Below are 14,478 nucleotides of genomic sequence, written 5' to 3'. Positions count from 1 at the left end.
AGTTCGGGGGTATGGTTTCGCCCGCACTGGTGTTGCCACACGAACCGGACGAACGCTGGCACCTCGCACGGCAACTGGGCGTCGAAGACGCCGTCATCCACCCGCTGGAGATCGGCGACGGTCGCACACAGTGGACCTACGACGACCTGCAGGGGCTCTCGAACTGGCTGTCCGAGGTCGGCCTGAACTTCTCCGTCCTGGAGGGCTCGGTCCCCATCTCGGACCGCGTCCGCCTGGGTCGTGCGGGCCGGGACGAGGACATCGAGGTGTTCAAACAGTTCCTCCGGAACTGCGGGGAAGTCGGTATCCCGGTCGTCTGTTACGACTGGATGGCGGGGGTCCGCTGGGCGCGGACGGGGGCCCACGTCGAGGCCCGCGGTGGCTCCTACGTCACCGAGTTCGACGTCGCCAAGACCCGCGGCGGGCCCGAGACGCTCCCGGACGCGACCCGGGAGGACCTCTGGGAGGGGCTGGAGCACTTCCTGCGGGAGGTGGTCCCCGTCGCGGAGGAAGCGGGTGTGAAACTCGGACTCCACCCCGACGACCCGCCCCGGGCCTCGTTGCGGGACATCCCCCGCATCGTCACGAGCGTCGAGAACTACGACCGCGTGCTGGAGGCCTACGACAGCGAGTACAACGGCATCACGTTCTGCCAGGGCAACTTCGCCGCGATGGGCGCGGACATCCCCGAGACGATAGAGCGCTTCGGCGACCGCATCAACTTCGTTCACTTCCGCGACGTCGAGGGCGACGCCGACCGGTTCGTCGAGACCTGGCACGACGAGGGTCCCACGGACATGCTCGCCGCGATGCGGGCTTACGAGCGCCACGTCGACGACGACGTGGTGATGCGACCCGACCACGTGCCGACGATGGCCGGCGAGGACAACGCAAACCCCGGCTACCACACGAACGGACGCCTGTTCGCCATCGGCTACATGCGCGGGCTGCGCGAACAGGCCCGGACTGACGGCTGAACGCGGTCAGGTGTCGACGGCGGACCGGAACTCCGGCCGGCCGGTCACGCCGAGGTCAACCCGATACAGACTCCCCGCGCCCGTCCCTTCGGTCTCGCGGGTCTCGACGCAGGCCGTCGTCACGTAGGTCGTGTCGTAGTCGTCGCCGGCGAAGGTCAGTGACGATACCTGCCGGGGGTCGAACGCGACTCTGCGCTCGTGGGTCCCGTCGGGCGCGAACCGGTGGAGCGCGCCGCCGTCCCAGAACGCCGACCAGACGTGGCCCTCGCTGTCGACGGTCAGTCCGTCGGGATACCCCTCGATGGCGCTCGCGTCGACGAACACCTCTGGGTCGGAGAGCCGGCCGCTCGCGCGGTCGTAGTCGTACCGGTAGATGTAGCCGGGCTGGGCCGGGTCGACTTCGCAGGTGTCGGTGAAGTACAGCCCCGACAGGTCCGGCGTGAACCCCATTCCGTTCGGAAGCACACAGGACTCCCGAACGAGCGTGAACGCCCCGTCGGTGTCCAGCCGGTAGAGCTGTCCGGGCAGGTCCCGCTCGGTGTCCGGCATCACGCCGGCGAAGACCCGTCCTTCGGGGTCAGCGATAACGTCGTTGAACCGCTCGTGGAAGCGGCCGGGGTCCGGTGTGACGACGGTCTCGGTCGTCCAGTCGCCACGGGAGAGCCGGCGGACCGCCCCGGCCTCCTGGAACAGGAGCAAGGAACCGTCACGCTGGATGGTGAAGCCGCCGACCCGCTCGCGGTCGTCTCTGTAAACGCATTCGTAGTCGTCGGCCGCCGGGTCGTAGGAATAGACTCGCCCCCTCGGGATGTCACACCAGTAGAGGCGCTCGTCCCCGGGGTGCCATAGCGGTCCCTCGCCGGTCTCACACTCGATGTCGACGACCTGTTCGGGCGCGTCCATATCGTTACAACGGTCGTGGGGACCGAAAAACCGGGGGTCAGTTCCGGCCGGCCCGTGGGCCGATTCACTCCCCGTTCCGATAACCGAGGGGGCGCCCTGGAGTCGGTCCCTCGCTAGTCGTCGAGGCGACCGCTCGACAGCGTCCCGGTCGTCATCAGTTCGTTCAGCTCCTCTATGTCCGTCTCGTCGGGCTGTTTGATGTCGACCAGTTGCCCCTGGAACAGGACGCCGATGCGGTCGGCGTGTTGCAGCACCGACTCGATGTTGTGACTGACGATGACGATGGTAATCCCCTGGTCAGCCAGTGTGTCGATGGTGTCCTGGACGAGCCGGGTCGCATCCACCGACAGCGCGCTCGTGGGCTCGTCGAGGATGATAACGTCCGGATCGAACGCGAGTGCCCGGCCGATGGCGACGAGCTGTCGCTGGCCGCCCGAGAGGAACTCAACCTCCGTCTTGATGTCCAGACTCCGACCGAGCTGGTCCATCATTATCTGTTCGGCCCGCTCGTAGGTCTCGCTCCAGTCGATGATCCGGAACGGGCCGAACCCGTTCCGCGGGAACTGGCCCATGAAGATGTTGGTGGCGATGTCGAGGTCGTCCATCAGCGCGAGGTCCTGATAGACGGTCTCGATGCCGTTGTTGCGTGCCTCCGAGGGGTTGTCGAAGTTCACCGGCTGGCCGTTCTTGTATATCTGCCCCTTCGTGGGCTTGTGGACGCCGCTGAGCATGTTCATCAGCGTCGACTTGCCGGCCCCGTTGTCGCCGACGAGCGCGAACACCTCCGAGGGCTGGATATCGAGCGAGACGTCTTCGACGGCGACGATGCGACCGAACTGCTTGGTGAGGTTCTCCGCGCGGAGCTTCGGCGTCCCGGCCGTCTCGTCGTCGGTATGTTCCGCGTGGCGCTGTTCCGGCGCGCCCCCGTCGTCGACGCTCATACCGCACCACTCGCGAGGATGCGAGCGCGGATCTTACTCTGGGTGCTGTACAGCAGTATCGCCACCAGCAGGACGATGCCGTTTATCATCTGTATCTGTGTCGCGTCGATGACCGGACTGTTGTTCAGCGCCGACTGGACGACCTGGATGAGGATGACGCCGCCCAGCGCACCGGTGATCTTCCCACGGCCACCAAAGAGGCTGATGCCGCCGATGACCGCGCCGGCGAACGCCTGGAACACGAGCCCCTCGCCGATCAGCGGCGGGACGACGCCGACGAACCCGGTCAGCATCAGCCCGGCAATCGCTGACAGCACACCGCTGATAGTGTAGATGAGGATGATGAGCCGTTCGGTGTCGATGCCCACCTCGCGGGCGGAGTGTTCCGAGCTCCCGAGCGCGTAGACCGCCTGTCCGAAGGAGGTGTACCGCAACACGAGGCCGGTAATCAGGAACGCTACCAGCATCAGGGCGATGGCGAACTCGGGCGTCCCGCCGACCCGCGTGTACATAAGCGGGAGGCCTGTGACGGGCTGGGTCTGCATCGCCGTCTTCGCGCCCTCGAAGATGATGAGAAACGCCAGCGTCTGCAGGAACGGGTTCAGCCCGACCTTCGCGATCATGACGCCGTTGAGGAGGCCGATGACCGACCCGACGAGCAGTATGATAGCGAAGCCGATCCACGGGCTGGTGGTCAGCCCCCAGCAGCTCGGGCAGGTCCCGAGAATCATCCCGGTGAACATCGCCGAGAAACCGGCGATGGAGCCAATCGAGAGGTCGAAGTGTCCCGACAGGAGACAGAGGCTCTCAGCCAGGACGAGCAGTCCGATGGGCACGGCTCCCCACAGAATCAGCTGGGCCGACCTGAACGTCTGGGGCACGAACACGAGCACCCCGAGCAGGACGATGGCCAGGATCGGCCATATCATGTTGTCTAACAGCGTCAGCATCACGTCGTCCCGGTCCCCGACAGTCCGGCCGATTAATCCTTGGTCCGTTGCCATCGGTAGCGTTAGCCCCAGACGTTACCCCAGAGGAACGGCTGGTCGTAGTTCTCCTGGGTGATGACGACGCTGTTGGTCCGGAACCACGGGTGGCCGTTCTGTTCGCGCATGATTCCGGGCTCCCAGATGGGCTCGGACCACAGCTCCACACCCTTGTGCTGGCCGGATTCGATGGTCAGCTGGTCCGAGGTGACTTCAGACCCCACCTCCGGGATGACGCTGTCGTCCATCCCGCTCTCGACGTACTCCCGCATGTAGTACATCGCGATGGGGTTGTAGAAGTAGTTCGGCTGGTCGACCGCCGCGTCGATGGTCCCGTCCCCGACCAGCGGGTTCACCTCGGGACTCCCGTCCATCTGGGTCAGGCAGATGTGGCCCTCCTCTCCCCGCGAGGCCAGCATATCGAGGTTGCGCAGCCCCCCGACGACGCCCAGCCCCATCGAGAGGTTCCCGGAGTAGATGCCGTCGACGCGACCGTTGGCCTGGATCCACTCCTGGGTCGTGGACTGTGCCACGTCCCGGGCGTACTCGCCGTTGAGCGTCTGAACGACCTCGACACGGTCCTGTTCGGCCATCACGTCGAGGAACCCCTGCGAGCGCTGGTTGGCCGACTGGTTCCCCTGGACGCCGCGGACGTTCAGCACGCGCCACGTGTCCTTGTCGGGGTACTGCTGTTCGAGGGCCTCGAGCATCTGCTCTGCCGAACTCGCGCCACCGTCGTAGTTACTGAACCCGACGTACAGGGGAATCTCCGAACTGGAGGTGTCGGCGTTCGTCGCGAACACCGGTGTGCCGCCCTGGATGGCCTGGTTGATGGCCCCTTCTGCCGCGCCGGTCTGCCAGACGCCGACGAGGATGGCGTCGTGGTCGCTGTTGGCGAACTCGCGGATGTCCGAGACCTGCTTCTGTGCGCTCTGCTGGTTCGGTCGGACGTCGAGTTCGATCCCCTGGTCCTCGGCGTAGAACCGGGCCGCCTCGATATAGGCTGTGATCCAGGAGCCGCCGCGGACGTACGCTGTCATCCCGATCTTGTCGAGAGAGTTCCCGCCACCGTCACCGCCGCCGTCCCCGGTGGAACCGCCGTCACCGCCGCCGTCTCCGGTGGACTCGCCATCGCCACCGCCTCCGTCACTGCCTCCGTCGCCACCACCGTCACCGCCGCCACCGTCCCCACCACATCCCGCAAGTGAGACGGTCGTAATTGCTGCCCCGGTCGCTTTCAGGAACTTTCGCCTGTCACTACCTCGCATACCCTGTGTATTTAAACCGTTAGTACATAAATATTTCCGATAATAGAACAGGTAGAACTCGGCGTCCCACGGGAATATTGTCGTCCGGGCGGCACCGTCCGGACAACCCAGGCCGCCGCTGTGGCGCGCTGACCGCAGTCGACGCGTTCCATTGGTTTCGCGTCGGTATCTCCCGAGTATCGTAGCTCCCACCCGGACAGCTGTTCCGTCCTGGTGAACAGAGCTATGTGAGTGGGGGGTCATCTCGGGGGTATGGCACCAGAAGAGAACACCATCACCGCGACCAGGACGTCGCTACGGATCGTCGAAGCCCTGAAACGGCTGGACGGGGCGGGTACGACGGCAGTGGCCAACGACCTCGGTATCGCCAAGAGCACTGTCCACAACCACTTACAGACGCTGGAAGACGAGGGGTACATCACGAACGAAGGCAATGCCTACCGGGTGGGACTACGGTTCCTCGAACTGGGGGAGTACAAACGAAACCGGATGGACATCTACGAGACGGCCCGACCGGAGGTCGCGTCGCTGGCCGAAAAGACGGGTGAGATGGCCAACGCAGCGGTCGAGGAACACGGCGAGGGTGTCTACATCACCCGCGCCGAGGGGTCAGAGGCCGTCACGGTCGACACGTACGCGGGCAAGCGGGTGAACCTCCACTGCACGGCGCTCGGGAAGACGATTCTCGCGGAACTGCCCGAGGAGCGTGTCGACGATATTATCGACACGCACGGCCTCCCGGCTCGGACCGAGCACACGATCACGGACCGGACAGAGTTGAAGTCGGAGCTCGCCGACATCCGGGAGCGAGGGCACGCGTACGACCGCGAGGAACGGCTCCCGGGCCTGCGCTGCGTGGCCGCCCCGGTCACCTCGGAAGACGGGGAGCCCGTGGCGGCGCTCAGCGTGTCTGGGCCGACGAGTCGTATCAGCGGCGACCTCTTTCACGAGGATATCCCGGAAATGCTCCGTTCGGCCGTTAACGTCGTCGAAATCAACCTGGTATACTCCTGACGGTCCGGACGTGCGTTCGCCAGACGCGTAGTCGCGTTCCGGCCTACTGAACATCCGTGGTAACACATCTCAGTGGCCGGATACCCGACCCGTATAACAAAAGTACGCCTGTTACGATTTCGCGGTCCGGCGTTCCCTTCTGACGGTGATGCGTTCAGCCATACGGAACAAATTCCAGTCTGGCACCGCCCTACTCACGCCCTCAGCTGCCTGGTGGTAACGGCGTTGACCTGGGCGCAGGCTATCACCGTATCGAACCAGCCGTCTCCCGTCGCGTGGCCGATACACTGACGCGTCCCAGAGAAGAGAAGCGAGACCCGGGAACGGCGGGCGCAGACCGGCCGCGACGCCGAGTCAGCCGAAGTACTGACCGAGATAATCGCTGGCGTTGTCCTGCGTGACTTCCAGCCCCTCGATGGTGATGGTGTCTTCGACGTCTTCGCCGGCCATGTGTGCCGTGGCCTGCTCGATGGCCGTGGTGACCATCTCCTCCGGTAGTTGCGCGAGCGTGCCGTAGGAACCGTTGTCAGCGAACAGTTCGACCCACGCCTCAGTCCCGTCGATGCCGGTGACCGGGACGGACATGTCCGCGTTCTGGAGCGCTCGGTGGGCACCGAGCGCCATCAGGTCGTTCTGACAGAACACGCCGTCGATCTCGTCGCCGTACTGTGTGATGAAGTCCTCCATCACGTTGAGCGCGTTCTGCGTCGAGAACTCCCCCGTCTGGCTGGCGAGTCGGCTGAGGCTGTCGTTGTTGTCGACGGCGTTGCTGAACCCCTCTCCACGGTCGTTCGTCACGCTGGCGCCCGGCGTCCCCTCCAACTGGACGACGTTGTAGGTGTCCTGGTCGCCGGCGCTCTGCATGAACTGCAGACACAGCTCCGTCGACCGGCGACCCAGCTGGACGTTGTCGGACGCGACGTAGGTGACCGTCTCGCCCTCGGCGACGTTCCGGTCGATAGCGACCACCGGGATGCCGGCCTCGTTGGCCTGGCTGATAGCGTTGATGACGCCCTCGGCCGTGATGGCCGATATCATGAGGAAGTCGACCTCGTTTGAGATAGCCGTTTCGACGTCTGAGACCTGCTGGCTCTGGTTGTTGCCGGCGTCGTAAAACGAGGAGTCACTCGCGATCAGTCCGTCACTCTGGGCCTGATCGAACGCGTTCTGCATCCGTGCGAAGAACGTGAACTCCAGAGACGGGACGGAGAGCGCGGCCGACGGCGGACCGCTGGTGGTCGTCTCCATCCCGTTATCTGTCGTGGTTGTCCCCCCGTCGCCACCGCTCTCGCCGCCTCCGTCCCCGCCATCGCCCCCGTCGCCGCCGCTGCCGCCACAGCCAGCGAGGAGTGCGGTTCCAGCGAGTGCGCTGCTCCGAATAAACCGACGTCTGCGGATAGGGTGTGCCATACGTTCACATGTAACCTCCGCCTGGGTAAAAGAACTATCGGTGAGTAATAATATGATTTTGGACAACTAACCGCGCACTACGCGACATCGGTCAGTCCCGTCCGAGGACGTTTGCGAGGACCGCGAGCATCAGGACGATTCCCTGTGCGACCAGTTGGCCGGCCGGGTCGACGCCAAGGAGGTTCAGCCCGTTCCCGAGGACACCGAGGATGAGGACGCCGATGAGTGTCCCGACCATGTTCCCGGAGCCGCCAAAGAGGTCCGCGCCACCGAGAATGACTGCGGCGATGGGGGGCAACAGGAGTCCGGCACCCATCGTCGGCACCGCGCTACCGAGCCGTCCGAGGGTCACGAGGCCGGCGATAGCCGCGAACGCGGCCGAAATGACGAGCGTCCCCATCCGGACGGCTGTAACGTTGATTCCCATCCGCTCGGCAGCCGTCCGGTCGCCCCCGATGGCGTAGATGTAGAGCCCGAATCGGGTGTAGGAAAGCAGCAACTGCGAGATGACCAGCAACAGGAGGAACACGAGGACGATGCTCGGGAAGCCGAACACGCGCGTGCCGCCGATGCCGGTCAGGGAGGCCGGAAGGCCGGTTATCGGCCGGTTGCCGGAGACGATGAGCCCGAGTCCGTCGGCCAGAAACAGGACGGCAAGCGTCGTCATGAACGACGGGACCCCAAAGCGTGCGGTGACGTACCCGGACAGCGCGCCGAGCGCCGACGCGAGCGCGATTCCGGCGAGGATAGCGATGACGACCGGGACTGGGAAGCCCTCGAAGAGCCGCGCACCCACGGCGAGTGTCGCCATCGTCAACCCCGCAATCTCCATCACCTGTGCGATGCTCAGGTCGATCTCCGCACAGAGGATGGGGAATGTCACTCCGATGGCCATGATACCGATGATAGACACCTGCTGGAGGACGTTGATCTGGTTCCGGACTGTGAGGAACCGGTCGTTCAGGAGCGAGAACGCGATGTATAGTCCCACGAGACCGAGCAGCGGGCCGTATCGGCTGAGATCTTGGAGCGTCACCCATCCGCGGATGTCCCTTTCCCCGACGACCGATTGCAGCATACCTGGAACCTGTCCGTGGAGTTATATTATACTTTTGGGAACAGTACACACACCGCGGCCAGAGAGGGGGGCGAACCATTATATCGAACCCTGGAGACATACCACGCATGAGTGAGACCGGCGAAGACTACATCGTCGAGATGGAAGACATCACGAAACGCTTCGGCGAGGTAGTCGCTCTGGACGGAGTGACGCTGCGGTTACGGCGCGGCGAGGTGCTCGCACTCGCGGGCGACAACGGGGCCGGGAAGTCCACGCTCATCAAGTGTCTGGCGGGCGCTCACAGGCCGGACAGCGGCACTATCCGCATCGACGGCGACGTCGTCGACCTCGATTCCCCCCGACGGGCCAAAGAGCTGGGAATCGAGACGACGTTCCAGGACCTTGCTATCGCCGGGAACCTCACCGTCACGCAGAACATCTTCCTCGGGCGCGAGGAAGCCACCGGCTCGGACGGATTGCTCGGCGTCCTCAGCAAGGGCAAGATGCGCGAGCGGGCCCGGGAGTTGCTCGAGGAGCTGAACATCGGTGTCGACGTCGAAGAGAAGGTGTCGAACCTCTCCGGCGGCGAGCGCCAGCTGGTCAGCATCTCCCGGACGATGCTCTCGGATCCAGAGATCATCATCATGGACGAACCGACCAGCGCCCTCTCCGTCGAGGGGGCCGAGCGGGTACTGGAACTCATCGATCGGATGCAACGCCAGGGCATCTCCATCCTGCTCATCTCGCACAACCTCGACTACGTCCGGCGGGCCGCCGACCGCATCCAAATTCTCCATCAGGGGACCGACGCCGGCGTCCTCGACGGCGAGACGGCCACGCAGGACGATATCGTCAAGCGGATGGTCGCCGGGATGCCCGACGGCGAGCGTGGCGGACAGGCCGCCGACGGGTGATACTGTCGGACAGAGTATTTCGCACTCGACGTCCGGGAGACTGCTTTAGACGGGTTGCTTCTCGCCATAGCGTGTATTGACGGTTTGCATCCTTCTGTCCGGCAGTATGAGTCACTCCCGTTTGACGTACAGCACCGGCACCGGGGCGTTCAGCAGCACCTGCTGGGCGTGGTCGCCGAACATCGCCTTCCCGGCCGGCGACCGCTTGGTGCCCCCGACGACGGCCAGGCCGGCGTCCACCTGTTCGATCTTCCGTACGATCTGGTCCGCGAGACTCCCACCGGAGACGCCACGGATCTCGTAGTCGATGCCAAGCGACTCCAGCCGGTCGGCCGGTTCCCGGACGCTCTCGTGGCGCTGTGCCACCTCGTCGGGCGTGAGCCCGCTGACTGTCGTGTCGATGCCCATCTGTTCCATCACGGCCTCGTAGTCGTCCCGCGGGAAGACATAGAGCAGATACACGGTCGCGCCCGAGGGCGCTGCGATATCTACTGTGGCGTCCACGAGAGTTGACAGACTGTCCCGGTCGTCCGGTCCGATTGCGAGCATTACGCGGTCATGTCCCATACAGGGAGAATCGCACGACGGGTAATTAGCTGTTTGGTGTCCTACTCGTAGGTCCGCCGGCCGACGGCGTTGTCTTCGATGTACGCCCAGTCGTAGTCGACGCCCAGGCCCGGCCCGTCGGGGACGGGGACGGCACCGTCGGCGTCGATGGCGTCCAGAGCGTCGGAGTAGCCGCCCTCGTACACCGGTGGTGTCGTGTTCGGCGCGTCGGGATGGACCAGGGCGAGTTCGTAGAACGACGCGTTTCGCGTCGCGGCGAGACAGTGGCGCTGGGCAGGGCCCGGTGCGTGAAACTCCACGTCCAGTCCCAGTCCCTCGGCCGCGGCGGCTATCTTCATCGCGCCGGTGATTCCGGCGTCGTACTCCGGGTCCGCCCGCAGGAAATCAGTCGCTTCCGTCGCCGCGAAGTCGACGTGTGGTTCGAGGCCGCGCACGTGTTCAGTCTGGAGCAGCGGCGTCGATAGCGTCTGTCGGAGCTTGCGGTGTGCGTGCTGGGAGATGCCGCCGTCCCGGTACGGGTCCTCGTACCACCGGTAGCCGTGGTCGTCACAGGCCCGCCCCACTTGCACCGCCTCGGCGAAGGTATCGAGGTCACAGGCCGGGTCGACCATCAGTTCCATCCGGCCGCCCACACGCTCACCCACTGCTCTGACGGTTTCCTCCAGCAGGTCCGGGTCACGCCAGTCGCCGTCCCAGCCGTGGACTTTGAACCCCGGATAGCCGCGGTCGAGACACGCCTCTGCGAAGTCGGCGTACGCCGCCGGCGAGTCCAATCCACCGCTTTTGTCGCCCTGGTAGGTAGAAGCGTAGGCCGGTAGTCGCTCGCGATAGGTCCCGAGCAGTTCGTGAATAGGAGCGTCGTATTTCTTGCCGGCGTAGTCCCACAGGGCGATGTCGAGGGGCCCGATACCCATCCGGTCGTACTTACGTAACGCCCGTTTCACCTCGCTCCAGTGGTGCTCGCGGCGGGTCGGGTCTCGTCCGACGAGGTACTCCGCAACGATGTTCATCTGGGCGGCCCCCGGAGAGTTGCTCCCCACGTACTCCCCGACGAGGCCGTCGGAACACGACACCCGCACCGCGAACAGCCGTCGTTCCATCGTCGCTCCCGGGTCGTAGACGATGTCGAACCCGCCCGGGGGCGTCCCCACGTCCTGAAGTGGATAGGCGAACTCCACCGTCTCGATGTGGTCGATGGTGGCCACGTTCACACCCCGTGAATCCGCTCGAACGTCCGGTGGGCCAGATACGAGTAATCGCGGGCCGAGAGGAACGGCACCTCCTCGACCCACGAGAGGCAGTCCTCGTATTCCGCCCAGTCGTCCATCCACGGGTAGTCGGACCCGAGCAGCAGGCGGTCGGTGCCGAACCAGTCTGCGAGGTTGCGGACGTAGCCCCACAGGTCCTCGTAGGGCCACCCGTCCGCGCTAGAGCGGGGGAGCGAACTCACTTTGACCGCAACGTTGTCGTGGTCGGCCAGCGTCTGGAAGTCCGTCCAGGGGGCCGCGTCCGGGGCCGTCGTCTCGTCCGGGAAGGCCATGTGGTCGACGACCAGCTGGACGTCCGGGTGGCGCTCGGCGAGCGTCGCGACCATCGAGAGCTGCTGGGCTTTCGGGAAGACGAACACGGCCGTTCCCTGCTCGGCGGCCTCGGCCCAGACCGGTGTCAGTTCCTCGTCGAGGATCCAGTCGGCGGTCCGGTTCAGGTCCGTCGCGTGCTCCGCGTAGTCGAGGCAGGCGTGCATCCGGACGCCGAGCATCCGGTCGTGGCCGACGACCCGGCGGAGTGCCGCCCGTACCTCGTCGGGGTCGCCGTAGAAGTCCATCAGGCCGACCCCCCACAGTCGGTCCGGGTACGCCTCGATTGACCGCATCGTGTACTCGTTGGCCCGGACGCCGCGGCCGTACATCGGCGTCGTCACTGTCACCGCCTCCTCCACGCCGGCGGCGTCCATGTCCTCGATCAGGTCGTGGGCGGTGTATGGGCCTTCCCAGCCCGGCGGGAGGACTGTTTCGGGCCAGGGCAGTTCCGCGGTGTCCGGTCCCCACGTGTGGGTGTGCGTGTCGACGAAGCGCATCGTCACGCCAGATTGCCGCCCCCGCTGACCCGGACGATGTCGCCGACGACGTAGTCCGCGCGGTCGCTCGCGAGCCACAGCACCGCGTCGGCGAGGTCTTCGGGCTGTCCGAGCCGGCCCAGCGGCCGCTGCTCGCCTCGGGCCTGCAGTATCTCCTCGGCGGTCCGGTCAGGGTCATTCGCTGCTTCCTGCTCGGCCTCATAGCGGGTCTGGGCCGTCTCGGTCACGTCCGTCGAGACGGCGTTCATCCGGATGCCGTGTTCGGCCAGTTCCTGTGCCATCCGCCAGGTCAACCCGTTGATAGCCGTCTTCGAGATGCCGTACAGCCCGAACGGGCCCGTCCGGCGGTCGCCCGCCTGACTCGTGTGGTTGACGATACAGCCCTCGATGCCCTCGTCGATCATGTGCCGTGCGACCCGCTTGGCGGCATAGTACTGGGCACGGACGTTGACAGCCATCGTGTGGTCCCACTGCTCGACGTCAGAGTCGACCAGCGACTCCTCCTCGGGCCAGACGGCCGCGTTGTTGACCAGCAGGTCGATACGCCCGAACTCCTCGATGGTCCGGTCGACGAGCGCGTCGATATCGTCGGTCGACCCCACATCCGCGGCGACGCCGACGGCGCGGCCCTCGCCCCGTTCGTTCAGCTCTGCAGCGACGGATTCGACCGCCGAGTCCGTCCGCGAGTTCACGACGACGTCGGCGTCGGCGTCGGCCAGTCCGGCGGCGATCCCCCGGCCGATTCCCTTCGTGGAGCCGGTGACGACGGCAGTCTCGCCGCTGAAGTCGTACTGCGTGTGTCCGACCATACCACACTCGACTACTCACCACGGTGAAATGAAACCACCGGTGAACCGCCTCGGGGTCAAGTGGTTCGAGACGCGGAGCGTCTCGTCATCACGGAAATCTTCGATTTCCGTACGACCCCGAGGCTTCCCGTGGATTAGTCGGACACGCCTCGGATACCATCGGGATGATGCCCTCTCGCGGTATCCGAGGTCACGGTCGGGGCGTCCACAGCCCCCGATGCCTGCCGTCGCACCTTCCGAACAACGGGAAGGCTGTTGAGAGCAGGCACATTCCAGTTCTGATGCTTCTCGATACCTTTCACGGCGATGTTGACGCCTGCACTACGGTCGGCGTGGTCTTGATGCTGGCACGAACAACACTTGAACCGCTTCTTGTTACGGTTCGCTCGTTCCGTGTGTCCACACATCGGACACTGCTGGCTCGTGTATTCAGGGTCAATCCACGCCGTTGGAACGCCATCGAAGGCAGCCTTGTATGACGTGTAGTATTGGAGAGCGCGGAACGGGAGATGGTGCAAGCGTCGGTTCATCCGCGTCCCGTAGTCGATACTGTCGCGCATCTCTTTGAGGTCTTCAAAGACGATGCATGGCTTCTTGAACTGTTGGCTCCACTCCACGATGTGCCGACTCACCTTGTGGAGTCGGTCACGGACGAACCGTTGTTCACGACCTTCGAGCGTTTCGTGCATACTTGGTTTCTCAGCGTTCTGCACCCGCTTCCGCACCGTGAAGTAGCGGTGACGCTCGAATTTGATTTCGAGGAAGTCGATGACCAGCGTATCCTCAACGCCATCTGCTGACAGTGCCGACAGTGCCACGTTGTCTTCGTTCACGTCCACGCCGATGACCGTCCGAGAGTCCTGTTTGTCTCGGACGGTCTGCTCGGTATTCGTGACGTTGACGTGCAACTCGGGTGTCCCATTGTGGAACAGTGCTTCCGCCGTCCCGATGTTCCACTCGTCGCCATCGAGCGCGGTCTTGAGAATGTCGAGATGTGCGTCGTCGCCTTCCAGCACGCCTTTGACGTGCTTGTAAGGTTTCGCGCTGATACGGAATCCAACCGTTCCGTCGTTTCGGACCGTGAGATTGTAGCCTTCTTCGTAGTTAGCACGGAGTGGATACTTGCCGTCCTTGGTGTGGCTTGGAAGGCCAAAGTCGTCGTACTCGTGGTAGTTCTCCATTGCGCCGAGTGCCTTCGCAACGACACGCTGTGTGGTGTTTTTCACGAGATCGGCGTCATCGGCCACGCGGTCGGGGATTTTGTCCCAGTCTACGCCCTTCTTGGCGAGACGGACGGTTTCGTTGTAGGCCCACCGAGATTCGAGCGTAGCGTCTTCCAGCAGACTCTCGTTGTCACTCTGGATGTTCAGTTGAAAATCCAGCGTCTTCACGAGAGTCTGTACGTCGGTCATTCTTCAGATTCGTTGAGCCAGTCTTGGACAAGTCCACGCACGACTTCGGACTTGGTCTTCTCAGCGTCGATACATTGCTTCGAGAACTCCTTGTATAGCTCGTCTTCGAAGTCTACGGTGAGCCGTTTAGTCATCTCACA

General features: G+C 64.4%; 15 protein-coding genes. 3 read left to right on the top strand and 12 right to left on the bottom strand.

From position 1 onward, the window contains the following. The first annotated feature begins 11 nt into the window (after positions 1 to 11). Positions 12 to 977: a mannonate dehydratase gene (locus tag KZ498_RS14380; protein ID WP_312619674.1), complete on the top strand. Its 966-nt coding sequence runs from the start codon at positions 12 to 14 to the stop codon at positions 975 to 977. 6 nt (positions 978 to 983) lie between these two features. Here KZ498_RS14380 and KZ498_RS14375 read toward each other — a convergent pair whose 3' ends face one another. From KZ498_RS14375 to KZ498_RS14360, 4 genes are all read right to left on the bottom strand, one after another. Then, entirely contained in the window at positions 984 to 1,880 is an 897-nt protein-coding gene (locus KZ498_RS14375) for an SMP-30/gluconolactonase/LRE family protein (RefSeq protein ID WP_312619672.1), read from the bottom strand. 113 nt (positions 1,881 to 1,993) lie between these two features. Beyond that, positions 1,994 to 2,821 carry an ATP-binding cassette domain-containing protein gene (locus KZ498_RS14370; protein ID WP_312619671.1) on the bottom strand — a complete coding sequence of 276 codons (828 nt, stop codon included), beginning with the start codon at positions 2,819 to 2,821 and terminating at the stop codon, positions 1,994 to 1,996. Then, positions 2,818 to 3,825, bottom strand: a complete 1,008-nt coding sequence (locus KZ498_RS14365; RefSeq protein WP_312619670.1) for an ABC transporter permease — start codon at positions 3,823 to 3,825, stop codon at positions 2,818 to 2,820. Before KZ498_RS14365 ends, KZ498_RS14370 begins: the two co-directional genes overlap by 4 nt. Positions 3,826 to 3,833: 8 nt before the next feature. Then, positions 3,834 to 5,075, bottom strand: coding sequence for a sugar ABC transporter substrate-binding protein (locus KZ498_RS14360; protein WP_312619669.1), 1,242 nt, complete (start codon positions 5,073 to 5,075; stop codon positions 3,834 to 3,836). Between the two features lie 252 nt (positions 5,076 to 5,327). Here KZ498_RS14360 and KZ498_RS14355 point away from each other — a divergent pair, with 252 nt between their 5' ends. Continuing rightward, positions 5,328 to 6,089, top strand: a complete 762-nt coding sequence (locus KZ498_RS14355; protein ID WP_312619668.1) for an IclR family transcriptional regulator — start codon at positions 5,328 to 5,330, stop codon at positions 6,087 to 6,089. A gap of 354 nt (positions 6,090 to 6,443) precedes the next feature. Here the strand turns inward: KZ498_RS14355 and KZ498_RS14350 are convergent, their stop codons facing one another. Together KZ498_RS14350 and KZ498_RS14345 are read right to left on the bottom strand one after the other, a co-directional pair. Then, positions 6,444 to 7,499 (bottom strand): substrate-binding domain-containing protein, encoded by a 1,056-nt coding sequence (locus KZ498_RS14350; RefSeq protein ID WP_312619667.1) that lies wholly within the window; start codon positions 7,497 to 7,499, stop codon positions 6,444 to 6,446. A 91-nt stretch (positions 7,500 to 7,590) separates the two neighbouring features. After that, the gene (locus KZ498_RS14345; RefSeq protein ID WP_312619666.1) at positions 7,591 to 8,577 is read right to left on the bottom strand and encodes an ABC transporter permease; all 987 of its coding nucleotides are present in this window, start codon (positions 8,575 to 8,577) and stop codon (positions 7,591 to 7,593) included. Positions 8,578 to 8,684: 107 nt separating this feature from the next. Here KZ498_RS14345 and KZ498_RS14340 point away from each other — a divergent pair, with 107 nt between their 5' ends. Then, positions 8,685 to 9,473: an ATP-binding cassette domain-containing protein gene (locus tag KZ498_RS14340; protein ID WP_312619664.1), complete on the top strand. Its 789-nt coding sequence runs from the start codon at positions 8,685 to 8,687 to the stop codon at positions 9,471 to 9,473. A 111-nt stretch (positions 9,474 to 9,584) separates the two neighbouring features. Here KZ498_RS14340 and KZ498_RS14335 read toward each other — a convergent pair whose 3' ends face one another. The 6 genes from KZ498_RS14335 to KZ498_RS14310 all read right to left on the bottom strand — a co-directional run bounded on the left by KZ498_RS14335 (position 9,585) and on the right by KZ498_RS14310 (position 14,472). Next, a complete protein-coding gene (locus tag KZ498_RS14335) occupies positions 9,585 to 10,040 on the bottom strand; it encodes a universal stress protein (protein ID WP_312619663.1) in 456 nt (151 codons plus the stop codon). 41 nt (positions 10,041 to 10,081) lie between these two features. Then, on the bottom strand, positions 10,082 to 11,245 hold the full coding sequence (locus KZ498_RS14330) for an enolase C-terminal domain-like protein (RefSeq protein ID WP_312619662.1): 1,164 nt from the start codon (positions 11,243 to 11,245) through the stop codon (positions 10,082 to 10,084). A 2-nt stretch (positions 11,246 to 11,247) separates the two neighbouring features. Further along, complete coding sequence (locus KZ498_RS14325) at positions 11,248 to 12,117, bottom strand: amidohydrolase family protein (protein WP_312619661.1); 870 nt, start codon at positions 12,115 to 12,117, stop codon at positions 11,248 to 11,250. Positions 12,118 to 12,119: 2 nt separating this feature from the next. Continuing rightward, positions 12,120 to 12,926: a glucose 1-dehydrogenase gene (locus KZ498_RS14320; protein WP_312619660.1), complete on the bottom strand. Its 807-nt coding sequence runs from the start codon at positions 12,924 to 12,926 to the stop codon at positions 12,120 to 12,122. A 134-nt stretch (positions 12,927 to 13,060) separates the two neighbouring features. After that, the gene (locus KZ498_RS14315) at positions 13,061 to 14,338 is read right to left on the bottom strand and encodes a transposase (RefSeq protein WP_312619659.1); all 1,278 of its coding nucleotides are present in this window, start codon (positions 14,336 to 14,338) and stop codon (positions 13,061 to 13,063) included. Further along, the gene (locus KZ498_RS14310) at positions 14,335 to 14,472 is read right to left on the bottom strand and encodes a plasmid partition protein ParG (protein WP_310553415.1); all 138 of its coding nucleotides are present in this window, start codon (positions 14,470 to 14,472) and stop codon (positions 14,335 to 14,337) included. The genes KZ498_RS14315 and KZ498_RS14310 overlap by 4 nt, the downstream gene beginning before the upstream one ends. Between the last annotated feature and the right edge of the window lie 6 nt (positions 14,473 to 14,478).

It is taken from the genome of Haloarcula sp. 1CSR25-25 (assembly GCF_032027985.1).
GTDB lineage: Archaea > Halobacteriota > Halobacteria > Halobacteriales > Haloarculaceae > Haloarcula.
Note: the sequence above shows the minus strand (reverse complement) of the source record. Positions and strands in the feature narration are given on the sequence as shown.

What these genes read in the sequence shown, in the direction of transcription:
- KZ498_RS14360 (WP_312619669.1), bottom strand. Translation starts at nt 5,075, where the DNA reads ATGCGAGGTAGTGACAGGCGAAAGTTCCTGAAAGCGACCGGGGCAGCA.
- KZ498_RS14380 (WP_312619674.1), top strand. Translation starts at nt 12, where the DNA reads ATGGTTTCGCCCGCACTGGTGTTGCCACACGAACCGGACGAACGCTGG.
- KZ498_RS14355 (WP_312619668.1), top strand. Translation starts at nt 5,328, where the DNA reads ATGGCACCAGAAGAGAACACCATCACCGCGACCAGGACGTCGCTACGG.
- KZ498_RS14310 (WP_310553415.1), bottom strand. Translation starts at nt 14,472, where the DNA reads ATGACTAAACGGCTCACCGTAGACTTCGAAGACGAGCTATACAAGGAG.
- KZ498_RS14350 (WP_312619667.1), bottom strand. Translation starts at nt 7,499, where the DNA reads ATGGCACACCCTATCCGCAGACGTCGGTTTATTCGGAGCAGCGCACTC.
- KZ498_RS14335 (WP_312619663.1), bottom strand. Translation starts at nt 10,040, where the DNA reads ATGGGACATGACCGCGTAATGCTCGCAATCGGACCGGACGACCGGGAC.
- KZ498_RS14325 (WP_312619661.1), bottom strand. Translation starts at nt 12,117, where the DNA reads ATGCGCTTCGTCGACACGCACACCCACACGTGGGGACCGGACACCGCG.
- KZ498_RS14365 (WP_312619670.1), bottom strand. Translation starts at nt 3,825, where the DNA reads ATGGCAACGGACCAAGGATTAATCGGCCGGACTGTCGGGGACCGGGAC.
- KZ498_RS14370 (WP_312619671.1), bottom strand. Translation starts at nt 2,821, where the DNA reads ATGAGCGTCGACGACGGGGGCGCGCCGGAACAGCGCCACGCGGAACAT.
- KZ498_RS14345 (WP_312619666.1), bottom strand. Translation starts at nt 8,577, where the DNA reads ATGCTGCAATCGGTCGTCGGGGAAAGGGACATCCGCGGATGGGTGACG.
- KZ498_RS14320 (WP_312619660.1), bottom strand. Translation starts at nt 12,926, where the DNA reads ATGGTCGGACACACGCAGTACGACTTCAGCGGCGAGACTGCCGTCGTC.
- KZ498_RS14315 (WP_312619659.1), bottom strand. Translation starts at nt 14,338, where the DNA reads ATGACCGACGTACAGACTCTCGTGAAGACGCTGGATTTTCAACTGAAC.
- KZ498_RS14340 (WP_312619664.1), top strand. Translation starts at nt 8,685, where the DNA reads ATGAGTGAGACCGGCGAAGACTACATCGTCGAGATGGAAGACATCACG.
- KZ498_RS14375 (WP_312619672.1), bottom strand. Translation starts at nt 1,880, where the DNA reads ATGGACGCGCCCGAACAGGTCGTCGACATCGAGTGTGAGACCGGCGAG.